This is a genomic window from Streptomyces sp. NPDC006602, assembly GCF_042870385.1.
In the GTDB taxonomy this organism is placed as follows: domain Bacteria; phylum Actinomycetota; class Actinomycetes; order Streptomycetales; family Streptomycetaceae; genus Streptomyces.
On sequence record NZ_JBIAHG010000019.1, the window covers coordinates 55224 to 68056 of the forward strand.

A 12833-nucleotide genomic window follows, 5' to 3' on the forward strand; every position below is an offset into this window, starting at 1 on the left:
CGGCGGGTCGGGCCGGAGTGACGAACGCTCAGCCCTGGGGCACTCCTGTGCCGATGGTCCCGCTTTCGCCGAGCGAGCGACCGGCACCAGTCACGCTCGGCTGCTCCGTCGCGCTCGGTTCCGGGGCGGGAGGAACGGTCGTGGTGGGGGCCGGTGACGTGGCGGTGGGGGATGGGTCCTCGGTGGGCGCGCCGCTGGTCGGCGTGGGCGCGGGCGGCGCCGGCTGGCTTGGTGTCGGCGCGGGCGGCGCCGTGGTGCTCGCTGTCGGGGTGGGGCGAGCCGTCGTGTCGGTGGGTGCAGGGGCGGGCGGCGCCGTGGTGCTCGCTGTCGGGGTGGGGCGAGCCGTCGTGGTGGTGGGTGCAGGGGCGGGCGGCGTCGTCTCGGTCGGGGAATCCGAGGTGGGTGGCCGGGTGGTCCGGGGGCCGGCGGGCTGCGCGGCCGCCACCAGGTTGAAATCCTTCACCGGCAGGCCCTTGAGTGCCGCGGCCATGTAGGCGGTCCAGATCCGAGTCGGGTAGGAGCCGCCGTTGACGCGGCTGATGCCGGCGGCCTTGCCGAGGGAGATCCGGGTGTGGGCCCGGGGTTCCTCGGCGAACATGGCGACCGACGTGGTCAGTTCCGGGGTGTAGCCGACGAACCACGCCGAGAGGTTGCTGTCCGTGGTGCCCGTCTTCCCCGCGGCGGGCCGCCCCAGGCCCGTGGCCAGGTAGCCGGTGCCCTCCGCGCTGACGACGCCCCTCAGAACCGAGGTCACCTGGTCGGCGGCGGCCCGAGGGAACGCCTGGATTGCTTCGTGGCCGGGCACGTCGTACGTCTTGCCGTTCCGGGCGAGCTTCTGCACCGACCACATGGGGATGCGCCGACCGTGGTTGTCGAAGGTCGCGTACGCCCCGGCCATGTCGAGGGGGCTGGGGGTGGCCACGCCGAGGGTCACGGCCGGGTTGGCGCGCATGTCGGGCGTGCCGGAGGGGAGGCCGGCGTCGATGGCGGCCCTGCGGACACCGGCCAGGCCGGCGTCGGCGCCCACCTGCGCAAACACCGCGTTCACGGACTTCATCATGGCGCGGCGCAGGGTGATACGGCCGTAGTCGCGGTCGTCCTCGTTGGGCGGGCAGTAGCGCAGACCACGGGGCAGGCCCTGGACGCAGCGGCGGCTGGTGCCGTCGTAGCGGGTGCCGGGGGTGATGGTGCGGCCGTCCTGGGTGGCGGCACGGTCCCGCAGCGCGGCCGCGAGATCGAACGGTTTGAACGTGGAGCCGACCTGGACGTCGTGGCGGGTGGCGTCGTTGTACGGGCGCACGGCGTAGTCCGGCCCACCGTAGGTGGCGACGATTTTTCCGGTGGACGGTTCGACGGAAGCCGCGCCGACGCGGATGACGTCGGCTTTGCGGGTGTGCGGCAGCTGCCGCAGTCCCTTCCTCACCGCCGCGACCAACGCGTCCTGATCCTTCTTCACGAAGGTGGTGGTGATGTGCCAGCCGCCCGAAGCGAGCGTGGCGTCGTCCACGATCTCGGTGTCGACCAGGTAGCGGCGGGCGATGTCGATGAGGTATCCGACCTGGCCGCCGACCCCGGGGGTGGGCCGGGGTTCCTTGGGCTCGGGGAACGCCATCTTGGCCCGCTGTGTGCTGTCGAGATAGCCGAGCTGGACCATTCCGTCCAGGACGTAGTCCCAGCGCGCGACTGCCGCTGTCCGGTGCGGTAGGTCGGTCGTGGAGACGTCATAGACACTGGGAGCCCTGAGCAGGGCGGCGAGGTAGGCGCTCTGCGGGATGTTCAGCCGTGCGGCGGGGATGCCGTAGTAAGCCTGCGCCGCGGCCCCGATGCCGTAGGCGTTGCGGCCGAAGTAGCTGGTGTTCAGATACCCGGCCATGACGGCGTCCTTGCTCTGTGTCTCATTGACCTTGATCGCGATGACGGCTTCTTTGACCTTCCGGGCGACGGTCCGTTCGTGGTTGAGGTAGTAGTTCCTCACATATTGCTGGGTGATCGTGGAGCCGCCCTGGACCTCATGGCCGCTGACGGTGCTCCAGGCCGCGCGCAGGATGCCGCGGGCGTCCACTCCTTTGTTGGAGTAGAACGTGCGGTCCTCGGCGGCGACCACGGCGTGCTGCACATTGATCGAGATCTCGGACAGGGGCAGCGCTGCGCGGTTGACCCTTCCGGTGCGGCCCATTTCGGTGCCGTCGGCGTAGTAATAGATGTTGCTCTGGCTGACGGCGGCGGCGTTGGGGCTGGGGATCTGGACGGTCACGTAGAGGGCGACGAAGGCGGTGACTCCGATCACGAGCACGGTGAGCAGGCCGCTGAGAACCATCCTCCAGGTGGGAAACACCCGGCGCCACCACGGCATCGCACGGCGCACCGCCCTGCGGTTGCGCTGTGCGGCCTTGCAGGCCTGCCTCGCGGCCCGCACCTGCTCACGCCAGGTGGGTTGCGCCGTGGTGTCCGGTTGTCTCGGCCCGTTGTTCATGCGTCCGCCCCTCTGCCTGGCACCGTCGGGTTGCGCCGTAGAGGTAACGCACCGGGGCCGGACGCGGTCGCGGCTCCGAAAAATCCGTGTACGTGCCTAGTGATGCAGCTTCTTCCCTTTTGGGACCGGATCACACCTTCGAGTAGCTGGTGACGGGATCCGCCGCCCGAGCCGTCGAGATCCACACGAGCCCCCGCCGGACAGGTCCTGCGACCAGACGGAACTCGCACACCTGCGGGCCTTGTGCATCACCAACACCGAGGACGATCCGACCGTTCTCGTCGAGCCGGCCGACGCAGGCCCTTGGCTGTGGTTCCCGGGCGTACCCGAGGCCGGTTCTGCCTGATCCCGGCGGACTGGCCGCACGACGACGCCCCACGAGGTCTTCCTCGCGGGGCATCGGTCAACGGCCCGGTCAGTGACCGAAGTCGAACCAGTTCACGTTCACGAAGTCCTGTGACTGGCCGCTGGTGAAGGTCAGATAGACGTCGTGGGTGCCCGTCACCGAGGTGATGTTGGCCGGGACCGTCCTCCAGGACTGCCAGCCGCCGGTGCCCGCGAGCGCGAAGCTGCCGATCGGGGTGCTGGTACGGCTGTCCAGGCGCACCTCGACCAGGCCGCTGACGCCGGACGCGGCGCCGCTCGCCACGCGCGCGTAGAACTGTGTGGCCGCCGTGGAGCCGAAGTCGACGCCCTTGTAGAGGGCCCAGTCTCCATTGGCGAGGGAGCCGATGTTCTGGCCGCCGCCGATGTCGGAGGTGGTCTCCGTGCTCGTGCCGGACTGGCTGTCGTACGACTCGGCCTGGATGGCGCTGTAGGCGTCACGGTTGCCGGTCGGCGGCGGTGTGGTACCTCCCCCACCGGACTGCAGCACCTGGACGTAGTCGACGGCCATCGGGACGCCGGACCGTGTGTCGCCGTCCAGGCCGCCGCCGAACGCGTCCGGGAAGGCGCCGCCCATCGCCACGTTCAGGATGATGAAGAAGCCGTGGTTGGTGGCGTTGGTCCAGGTCGTCGCGTCGACCTGACTCGCCGTCACGGTGTGGTAGTTGACGCCGTCGACGTAGAAGCGGATCGCCTCCGGGCTCACCGAGCGGTCCCACTCCATGGTGTAGGTGTGGAAGCCGGACTGACAGGTCGTGTTGGGGCACGCCGCGGAGTTGCCGATCCCGGTCGTCTCGTTGCACGGGCCGCCGGGGTTGGTGCCGCAGTGCATGGTGGCCCACACGGTGTTACGGCCCTGGACGTTCTCCATGATGTCCAGCTCGCCGACGCTCGGCCAGTTCTGGTAGTTGCCCCGGTAGGGCGCGCCCAGCATCCAGAACGCGGGCCAGTAGCCCTCCGCGGCGGTGCCGGTGACGTTCGGCATCTGGATGCGGGCCTCGACGCGCAGTTTGCCGCCCGACGGAGGCTGGAAGTCGGTGCGGTTGGTCTCGATGCGGCCCGAGGTCCAACCGCCGGCTGCGTCGCGCAGCGGGGTGATGCGCAGGTTGCCGTTGCCGTCGAGCGAGACGTTGTTCGTGCTGTTCGTCATCCTCTCGACCTCGCCGGTGCCCCAGTTGGCGGGGCCGCCGGGATACGAAGTTCCGGTCGTGTACTGCCAGTTGGAGGTGTTGACCCCGGCGCCGGCGGCACCGGTGAAGTCGTCGAGGAAGACCTGCGACCAGCCCGTCGGGGGAGTGGGCGCGGAGGCGTTCGCGGAGGGGGAGGCGACCGTGGCGGCGGCCGCCGCGAGGCCCAGCGTGCTGACGACGGCGACGAGCGCCCGACGCAACGGGCGCCGTCTGCGGGGTATGCCGGAGGAATCACTCATGGGGGTGCCTCTCGGGTACGGAAGGGGAAGCGCGGGTGCCTTGGGAGACACTTCGAGATCCGCTCAGACCGCTTTGAGAGCGCTCTCAAGGTGCGCCCAATGTGCTCCCGGCCACTCCGGTCGTCAAGAGGTGTAACAGCGAAAGTGCTTATGGCCCAGGTGAGTTAACCCGATGAAGACATGAATGTGCTAAGGCGGGCTGCTCGTCTTCCGGGCTGCGGGCTACTGGCGACCGTGGGCCTGATGTCTGCGGGCTACTGCCGACCGTCGGCCTGATGTCTGCGGGCTACTGCCGACCGTCGGCCCGATGTCTGCGGGCTACTGCATACCGTCGGCTTGATGCCCGCGGTCTGCTTTATACCGTCGACCGCCTACGCTCGGCTCTTCTGCGGCTGCCACCCCAACGCCCGCGAGATCCCGCGTGCGGCCAGCCGCACCGCCGGGATCAGCGCCGGTACCTGAGCACCCTCCTGGGGAACGACGACCGACACGGCCGCGACCAGTGTCCCGTCCGGCCCGCGTACCGGGGCGGCCACGGAGAGGGCGTCCTCGGTGACCTGGCGGTCGCTGACCGCGACGCCCGAGCGGCGTACCTCGGCCAGGACGCGGCGCAGCCGGCTGGGGTCGGTGATCGTGTGCGGGGTGTAGGAGGCGAGCGGGCGGGCGCAGTACTCCTCCTGGAGGTCCGGGTCGCCGTACGCCAGCAGGGCGAGTCCGACGCCGGTGACGTGCAGCGGCCAGCGGGCTCCGACGCGGATGTGGACGCCGACCGCCGAGCGGCCGGAGATCCACTCGATGTAGACGACCTCGGCGCCGTCGCGTACCGCCAACTGCACGTTCTCGTGCGTGGCCTCGTACAGGTCCTCCAGGTAGGGCAGGGCGACCTGCCGCAGTGCGAGGGCGCGGGGTGCGAGCGCCGCGACCTCCCACAGGCGCAGTCCGACGTGGTAGGTGCCGGACTCGTCGCGCTCCAGGGCGCCCCACTCGGTCAGCGCGCCGACGAGCCGGTGCGCCGTGGTCAGGGTCAGCCCGGCCCGCCGGCTGATGTCCGTCAGGCCCAGTGCCGGGTGTTCGTGGTCGAACGCGGCGAGGACGGACAGCAGCCGGTCGGGCGCGGAGCGGGTGGTCATGGCCGGGCGTCTCCGGGGTGGGCGAGGTCGTAGGGGCGGGGGTAGGCGGTCGGCCGGTACGCGAGGTAGCGGCCCGGGGTGGCCGGGTCCTCCTGCTGCGCGCGGGAGTTGAGGGTGGCGGGCGAGGTGTCCCAGCGGCCGGTGTCCAGTCGGTGCTCCAGGGTGTGCAGGGCGCCGACCATCTCGCCGGTGGTGAAGGTGCAGTGGCCGGGACCGTCGACGTAGGCCTGGCTGAGCAGTGGGCCCGCGCCGGCGGCGGTGGCGGCCCGCCGGTAGGCGCTCTCGGACTGTACGGGGATCAGCGCGTCGCCGGTGGTGTGGATGTTCAGCTGGGGATCGGTGAGGCGGCCCGTGAAGGTGCTGGTGTGTCGCATCCAGCGTACGGCGGCGGGGTCGGCGGAGACACGCGGCGACCGGGCGAGGGTCGTGAGGTCGTCCCGCAGCGACACGCCTGCCTCCTTGTAGAGCTCCGTCACCTCTTTGTACAGCGGGGAGCGCCCGAGCAGGGCGGTGTAGTCGACGCCGGTGTTCCAGGACGGGTTGCCGCCGGCGCGGCTCTCCGCCTCCTGCCGCCAGGAGAAGGCGGGGCGGCCCAGGAGACCGGTGACGGCCGCGTACTGGTTGGCCTGCTGCCCGTCCCAGTCGGACGGGCCGGGCTTGGTCTGTGCGGGGTCGTTGTAGCCGGGGATGTTGTGCAGGGCGGCGGTCAGGGCGATCCGGGCGCGGCCCGCCGGCGTCTGCTGGGCCGAGGCCACCTTCGAGGTGAGGGCCTTCGACGCGTCGACCGCGGACGCCTGGTCGGCGAAGTCGGTGAGCGGGATGTCGGTGTCCGGCGCGAGGAGGGTCTTCAGCGCGAACACCGGATCCAGGGTGCTGTTCCAGTTGGCGACGCCGCCCTGTACGAGCCCGCACATCGACAGCGATCCGTCGAAGCGGTCGGCGTGCCGCTCGGCCAGGGCCGTCGTCACGAGGCCGCCGTACGACCTGCCCCAGGCGAGTGTCCGCCGGGCCGGGCCGAACTTCTGCGTGAACAGGTCCAGCGTGGCGAGCTGGTCGGGCACCGCGTCGGTGACGGCCCAGCCGTTCGTCGCGTAGGAGGAGCCGATGAGGGCGTAGCCCTCGGCCAGGAGGCGGGCGGTCGTCGCCCCGCCGGAGTCCGAATCGGGCGAGTTCTGGGCCTGGTTGGGCAGGCCGGCGGGGCGGTAGCCGTGGCTGAAGAGGAGGACCGTGCCGTTCCAGTCGGCCGGTACGTCCATCAAGTAGGCCGCACCCGAAGGGAGTTTGCCTTCGATGTGGGCGTCCGTCGCGGCCTGCTGTGCCGGTTGTGCCTGTGCGGGCAGTGAGGTCGTGGCGCACAGGGCGACGGTCAGTAACGCGACGCGGGTGGGTGTCCTCATCGGGGTGACCTTTCCGGGGTGGGGGTGGTGGTGCGGGTGGGGGACGAGTCGAGCGTGTCGGTGTGGGTCTCGCGCATCCGCCAGACGGTGAGCGCGGTGATCGCCGCGCCGCCGCACAACAGCAGCGAGACGGGCGTGCTGCCGCCGCCGTTGGAGGCGAGGAGGCTGCTCGCGATCAGTGGCGAGAACCCGGCGCCGACGAGGGTGGCCGCCTGGTAGCCGAGGGAGGCGCCGGTGTAGCGGACGCGGGTGCCGAACATCTCGGTGAGCAGGGCGCCGAGCGGGCCGTACATCGTGGACTGGGCGATGCCGTGGCCGAGGACGAGGGCGAGGATCAGCAGGCCGGGGGAGCCCGAGTCGACCAGGGCCAGCACCGGGAAGGCGAGGGCGGCCGAGGCGACGGCGCCGGCCAGGACCACCGGGCGGCGGCCGATCCGGTCGGACAGCGCGGACGCGGTGGGCAGCACCAGCAGCGCGACACAGGAGGCGACCGTCACGGCGGTCAGCACCTGCGGACGGCTGTACCCGTGGTCGACCGCATACGAAATCATGAATCCGGTCAGCAAGGACTGGGCAGTGAACGCGCCGATGCCGACACTGGCGGCCAGCAGCACCGGCTTCGGCCGCCGCAGTACCTCCACGACCGGGGGCTTCGCCGACGGCTCCTGCTTCACCTCGGCGAACAGCGGGCTCTCCGCGACCTTGAGGCGGACGAACATGCCGACGGCCAGCAGCAGGATGCTCAGCAGGAACGGCACCCGCCAGCCCCAGGAGCGGAAGTCGTCGTCGGGCAGGGCGGAGACCAGCGTGACCACGCCGGCCGACAGCACGGAGCCGAGCGGGGCGCCGAGCTGGGTGAAGCTGGACCACAGGCCGCGCCGGGAGCCCTGGACGCGTTCGGCGTGTTCGACGACCATCAGGGTCGCGCCGCCCCACTCGCCGCCGATCGCGAGGCCCTGCACGACGCGCAGGGCGACCAGGAGGACGGGGGCCCAGACGCCGATCGTGTCGTACGTCGGCAGGACACCGATCAGGAAACTGCCGGCGCCCATCAGGGCCATGGTCAGCAGCATCATCGACTTGCGGCCGAGGCGGTCGCCGAAGTGGCCGAAGACGATGCCGCCGAGCGGGCGGGCCACATAGCCCGCGGCGAAGGTGCCGAAGGCCGCGATGGTGCCGACCGCGGGGTCGGCGCCGGGGAAGAACAGGTCGCCGAAGACCAGTGCGGCGACCGTGCCGTAGACGAGGAAGTCGTAGAACTCCACTGCCGTGCCGAGCAGGCCGGACAGGGCGACGCGGCGCAACTGCCGCTGGTCCGGGGACGGTTGACGTGCGGACGTGCGGGGTGGCTGCACGATGAGCTCCCTGATGCCGATGCCGTGGGGGTGTCACCGGTGGGGGACTTCACCGGTGTGCCCCGGTGAAGTTAGGCATCAATCATGCGGCCGTCAATCAGTTGCACAACATTCAGTTGAGTCCGTCCTCGGCGATCCGCAGCAGCATCGCGTGCAGCGTGTCCCGCTCCGCCGCGTCGAGCGGGCCGAGGAGTTCGTTGGTCACGCGCAGGCCGGCCTCGTCGGTGTCGCGCAGGAAGCCGCGGCCCGCCTCGGTGAGGACGACGATGCGGCTGCGGCGGTCGTCCGGGGAGGGGCGGCGCTCGGCGAAGCCCAGTTTCTCCAGGTCGTCGACCAGGCCGACGATCGCGCTCGGGTCGTATCCGAGGGTCGTGCTCAGTTCGCGCTGGAGGGCGCCCCCGGAGGTGGCGAGGAGGCGGAGCAGCGCGTAGTGGCGCAGGCGCAGGCCGGACTCCTGGAGGAAGCCGTTGAACAGCTGCCCGGAGCGCAGGCCCAGCCGGTACAGCAGATAGCCGGTGTCCGCGTGCAGCCCGCGCATCCACGGCTCGGCGGCGTCGATCGGGGCGGGGCCTGCGGCGTGGTCGGTGACATGTGGCTGGCGGGCGATGGCGGGCTCCCTGGGAGAGGCCCCGGGCGGGGCGGTTCGGCGTGCTGAGCAGTGGCTGAGTCGTTTCCGGATCGGTGCTGGGTCCAGTCTGACGTACGGGACGGGTGGCAACAACTATTGACGTCACCAATTATTGCTCTTAGCTTCGATCCAGAGCCGCACAGCCGCGGCCGCATCACCCGTGTCACGTTGTGAAGGGACCCGCCCGTGCCCAGCATCGATCTCACCGGCAAGGCCGCCGTCGTCACCGGCAGCGGCCGAGGCCTCGGCCTCGCCTACGCGCACGCCCTGGCCGCCCACGGCGCCTCCGTGGTCGTCAACGACATCGACGAGGCGGTGGCCGAGCAGGCCGTGAAGTCCATCACCGCGGCGGGCGGCACCGCCGTCGCCGAGGTGGTTCCGGTCGGCACGTCCGAGGCCGCCGACCGGCTCGTCGGCCGCGCGGTCGAGGAGTTCGGGCGCCTCGACATCCTGGTCACCAACGCGGGCATCCTGCGCGACAAGGTGCTGTGGAAGATGACCGACGAGGACTTCGACGCGGTGATCACCACTCACCTCAAGGGCACCTTCACCTGCGCCCGGGCCGCCGCCGTGCGCATGCGCGAGCAGGGCGAGGGTGGCAGCCTGATCCTGGTCGGCTCCCCGGCCGGACAGCGCGGCAACTTCGGGCAGACCAACTACGCCGCCGCCAAGGCCGGCATCGCCGCGATGGCCCGCACCTGGTCGATGGAGCTCGGCCGCGCCGGCATCACCGTCAACGCGATCGTGCCGGTCGCCGCCACCGCGATGACCGAGACGATCCCCGCCTTCGCCCCGTACATCGAGGCCATGAAGAACGGCGAGCCGCTGCCGGACTTCCTCCGCAAGGGCGAGGGCTTCGGCACCCCCGAGGACTGCGCGGCCCTCGTCCCCTTCCTCGCCTCCGAGGCCGCCCGCTCCATCACCGGCCAGGCCATCGGCATCGGCGGCGACAAAGTGGCACTCTGGTCGCATCCGCAGGAGATCAGCGCGGCCTACGCCGACGGCGGCTGGACCCCCGAGACCCTGGCCGACGCCTTCCCCACGTCGGTCGGCGCCGAGCTCCAGACGGTCGGCATCCCGGCCCCCAAGTTCCCGGAGGCCTGACCATGACGACCCTCAATGTCGAGGATCTCGTCGCGATCGACGTCCACACCCACGCGGAGGTGTCCTCCAAGGGCCACTCCTCCCTGGACGACGACCTGCACGACGCCTCCTCCGCCTACTTCAAGGTCGAGGGCAAACGGAAGCCCACGCTGGAGGAGACCGCCGCCTACTACCGGGAGCGGAAGATGGCCGCCGTGATCTTCACGGTGGACGCCGAGTCCGCAACCGGCACGGCCCCCGTCCCCAACGAGGAGGTCGCCGAGGCGGCCGCCGCCAACGCCGACGTCCTCATCCCGTTCGCCTCCATCGACCCCTTCCGGGGAAAGGCGGGGGTCAAGCAGGCCCGGCGCCTGGTCGAGGAGTACGGGGTGAAGGGCTTCAAGTTCCACCCCAGCGTCCAGGGCTTCTTCCCCAACGACCGCTCGGTGGCGTACGACCTGTACGAGGTGATCGAGGAGACCGGCACCATCGCCCTCTTCCACACCGGCCAGACCGGCATCGGCGCGGGCGTGCCCGGCGGGGGCGGGATCCGGCTCAAGTACTCGAACCCGCTGCACGTGGACGACGTGGCGGCCGACTTCCCGCACCTGAAGATCATCCTGGCGCACCCGTCCTTCCCCTGGCAGGACGAGGCCCTCGCAGTCGCCACCCACAAGCCGGGCGTGCACATCGACCTGTCCGGCTGGTCGCCGAAGTACTTCCCGCCGCAGCTGGTGCAGTACGCCAACACACTTCTGAAGGACAAGGTGCTCTTCGGCTCCGACTTCCCCCTTCTCACTCCCGACCGCTGGCTCGCCGACTTCGCGAAGCTTTCGATCAAGGACGAGGTCAAGCCGAAGATCCTCAAGGAGAACGCCGCCCGCCTGCTCGGGCTGACCAAACCGTAAGGGGTGTGACATGCGCAACGAGGGACTGGGGTCGTGGCCCGCACGCCGGGCCCGCAAGACCCCGCACCGCACCGCCCTGGTCCACGGTGAGCAGTCGACGGACTACCGCACACTGCATACACGCACCACCCGTCTGGCTCACGCCCTGCGCGCCCGCGGCATCCGACGTGGCGACCGCATCGCCTACCTCGGTCCCAACCACCCCTCCTACCTGGAGACCCTGTTCGCCGCCGGCACCCTCGGCGCGGTCTTCGTCCCCCTCAACACCCGCCTCGCCGGCCCGGAGATCGCCTACCAACTGGGCGACTCGGGCGCCAAGGCGCTCGTCTACGGCCCGTCGTTCCAGGGGCTGGTCGCCGGGCTGCCGGGCAGCACGGACGTACGGACGTACCTGGAGGTCGGCGCCGAATACGAGGAAGCGCTGGCCGCGGCCGCCGCCGACCCCATCGACGAACCCGTCGCCGCCGACGACACCTGCATCATCATGTACACCTCGGGCACCACGGGCCGCCCCAAGGGCGCGATGCTCACCCACGGCAACCTCACCTGGAACGCGATCAACGTTCTGGTCGACACCGACCTGATCACCGACGAACGCGCCCTGGTCTCCGCCCCGTTGTTCCACACGGCCGGCCTGAACATGCTCACCCTCCCGGTCCTCCTCAAGGGCGGCACCTGCGTTCTGGTCGAGGCCTTCGAGCCGGACGCCACCTTCGACCTGGTCGAACGGCACCGGATCACCTTCATGTTCGGTGTGCCGACGATGTTCGACCAGATCGCCCGGCACCCCCGCTGGAAGGACGCCGACCTGTCCTCCCTGCGGATCCTCACCTGCGGCGGCTCCCCGGTGCCGTCGCCGCTCATCGCCGCCTACCAGGAGCGGGGCCTGACCTTCCTACAGGGCTACGGCATGACGGAGGCGGCCCCCGGGACACTGTTCCTCGACGCCGAACACGCGATCGGCAAGGCGGGTTCGGCGGGCGTGCCGCACTTCTTCAGCGACGTACGGGTGGTACGGCCGGACCTGGTCCCCGTCGACATCGGCGAGACCGGCGAGGTCGTGGTCCGCGGTCCGCACGTCATGTCCGGCTACTGGGGGCTGCCCGAGGAGACGGCCGCCTCCTTCGCGGACGGCTGGTTCCGCAGCGGGGACGCCGCCCGCGTCGACGAGGACGGCTACGTCTTCATCGTCGACCGCATCAAGGACATGATCATCTCGGGCGGCGAGAACATCTACCCGGCCGAGATCGAAGACCTGCTTCTCGCCCACCCGGACATCGTCGAGTGCGCGGTCATCGGCGTGCCCGACGACAAGTGGGGCGAGGTGCCGCGGGCGGTCGTCGTGCCGCGCGAGGGCGCCTCGCCGGACCCCGACGAGGTACTGGCCTCACTCGCCGGCCGGCTCGCCAAGTACAAGATCCCGAAGTCGGTCGTCGTCGCGGACGAACTCCCGCGCACCGCCTCCGGCAAGCTCCTCAAGTCCCGGGTGCGCAAGCAGTTCGGCACCCACTCCTGAGCTTCCGACTGCCAGTCCCCCCGTTCTCCCCGTTCTCTCGTTCTCCCAGTTAAGGAAAGCCACATGGGCATCACCGTCAACGGCCTCGACGAACTGAAGAAGCTCGCCGGCAGCGACCTCGGCACGAGCGAGTGGATCGAGGTCACGCAGGAGCGCATCAACACCTTCGCCGACGCGACCGGCGACCACCAGTGGATCCACGTCGACCCTGAGAAGGCCGCGGCGGGTCCCTTCGGCGCCCCCATCGCGCACGGCTATCTCACCCTCTCCCTCTTCATCCCCCTGTTCACCGAGCTGTTGGACGTCCAGGGCGTGGCCACGAAGGTCAACTACGGCCTGAACAAGGTGCGTTTCCCCTCCCCGGTGAAGGTGGGCTCACGCATCCGGCTGGTGGGGAAGCTGGCGGAGGTCGAGGACGTGCCGGGCGGTGTGCAGATCACCGTGGACGGGACGATCGAGATGGAGGGCGGGGCCAAGCCTGCGGCGGTGCTGCAGAGCCTGTCGCGGTTCTACGCCTGAGAATTCACCGT

10 protein-coding genes are annotated in these 12833 nt (G+C 70.5%); 4 read left to right on the top strand and 6 right to left on the bottom strand.

The genetic code is table 11. The annotated features are described in order from the left end of the window. Positions 1 to 28: 28 nt before the first annotated feature. From ACFYO2_RS34070 to ACFYO2_RS34095, 6 genes are all read right to left on the bottom strand, one after another. On the bottom strand, positions 29 to 2473 hold the full coding sequence (locus tag ACFYO2_RS34070) for a transglycosylase domain-containing protein (RefSeq protein WP_388356837.1): 2445 nt from the start codon (positions 2471 to 2473) through the stop codon (positions 29 to 31). Between the two features lie 415 nt (positions 2474 to 2888). Further along, positions 2889 to 4286 carry a glycoside hydrolase family 16 protein gene (locus ACFYO2_RS34075; RefSeq protein WP_388356839.1) on the bottom strand — a complete coding sequence of 466 codons (1398 nt, stop codon included), beginning with the start codon at positions 4284 to 4286 and terminating at the stop codon, positions 2889 to 2891. Positions 4287 to 4657: 371 nt separating this feature from the next. Beyond that, positions 4658 to 5416 carry an IclR family transcriptional regulator gene (locus tag ACFYO2_RS34080; RefSeq protein WP_388356840.1) on the bottom strand — a complete coding sequence of 253 codons (759 nt, stop codon included), beginning with the start codon at positions 5414 to 5416 and terminating at the stop codon, positions 4658 to 4660. Then, a complete protein-coding gene (locus ACFYO2_RS34085; RefSeq protein ID WP_388356843.1) occupies positions 5413 to 6813 on the bottom strand; it encodes an alpha/beta hydrolase family protein in 1401 nt (466 codons plus the stop codon). The genes ACFYO2_RS34080 and ACFYO2_RS34085 overlap by 4 nt, the downstream gene beginning before the upstream one ends. Then, a complete protein-coding gene (locus ACFYO2_RS34090) occupies positions 6810 to 8168 on the bottom strand; it encodes an MFS transporter (RefSeq protein ID WP_388356846.1) in 1359 nt (452 codons plus the stop codon). The genes ACFYO2_RS34085 and ACFYO2_RS34090 overlap by 4 nt, the downstream gene beginning before the upstream one ends. Before the next feature lie 112 nt (positions 8169 to 8280). Next, positions 8281 to 8706, bottom strand: a complete 426-nt coding sequence (locus ACFYO2_RS34095; protein ID WP_388356849.1) for a MarR family winged helix-turn-helix transcriptional regulator — start codon at positions 8704 to 8706, stop codon at positions 8281 to 8283. A 276-nt stretch (positions 8707 to 8982) separates the two neighbouring features. Here ACFYO2_RS34095 and ACFYO2_RS34100 point away from each other — a divergent pair, with 276 nt between their 5' ends. From ACFYO2_RS34100 to ACFYO2_RS34115, 4 genes are all read left to right on the top strand, one after another. Continuing rightward, entirely contained in the window at positions 8983 to 9900 is a 918-nt protein-coding gene (locus ACFYO2_RS34100) for an SDR family NAD(P)-dependent oxidoreductase (RefSeq protein ID WP_388356852.1), read from the top strand. Positions 9901 to 9902: 2 nt separating this feature from the next. Further along, positions 9903 to 10787 (top strand): amidohydrolase family protein, encoded by an 885-nt coding sequence (locus ACFYO2_RS34105; protein WP_388356855.1) that lies wholly within the window; start codon positions 9903 to 9905, stop codon positions 10785 to 10787. A gap of 10 nt (positions 10788 to 10797) precedes the next feature. Continuing rightward, positions 10798 to 12303 (top strand): long-chain fatty acid--CoA ligase, encoded by a 1506-nt coding sequence (locus ACFYO2_RS34110; RefSeq protein ID WP_388356857.1) that lies wholly within the window; start codon positions 10798 to 10800, stop codon positions 12301 to 12303. A 63-nt stretch (positions 12304 to 12366) separates the two neighbouring features. Continuing rightward, a complete protein-coding gene (locus tag ACFYO2_RS34115) occupies positions 12367 to 12822 on the top strand; it encodes a MaoC family dehydratase (protein WP_388356860.1) in 456 nt (151 codons plus the stop codon). The last annotated feature ends 11 nt before the right edge of the window (positions 12823 to 12833 follow it).

What these genes read in the sequence shown, in the direction of transcription:
- ACFYO2_RS34070 (WP_388356837.1), bottom strand. Translation starts at nt 2,473, where the DNA reads ATGAACAACGGGCCGAGACAACCGGACACCACGGCGCAACCCACCTGG.
- ACFYO2_RS34075 (WP_388356839.1), bottom strand. Translation starts at nt 4,286, where the DNA reads ATGAGTGATTCCTCCGGCATACCCCGCAGACGGCGCCCGTTGCGTCGG.
- ACFYO2_RS34080 (WP_388356840.1), bottom strand. Translation starts at nt 5,416, where the DNA reads ATGACCACCCGCTCCGCGCCCGACCGGCTGCTGTCCGTCCTCGCCGCG.
- ACFYO2_RS34085 (WP_388356843.1), bottom strand. Translation starts at nt 6,813, where the DNA reads ATGAGGACACCCACCCGCGTCGCGTTACTGACCGTCGCCCTGTGCGCC.
- ACFYO2_RS34095 (WP_388356849.1), bottom strand. Translation starts at nt 8,706, where the DNA reads ATGCGCGGGCTGCACGCGGACACCGGCTATCTGCTGTACCGGCTGGGC.
- ACFYO2_RS34105 (WP_388356855.1), top strand. Translation starts at nt 9,903, where the DNA reads ATGACGACCCTCAATGTCGAGGATCTCGTCGCGATCGACGTCCACACC.
- ACFYO2_RS34110 (WP_388356857.1), top strand. Translation starts at nt 10,798, where the DNA reads ATGCGCAACGAGGGACTGGGGTCGTGGCCCGCACGCCGGGCCCGCAAG.
- ACFYO2_RS34115 (WP_388356860.1), top strand. Translation starts at nt 12,367, where the DNA reads ATGGGCATCACCGTCAACGGCCTCGACGAACTGAAGAAGCTCGCCGGC.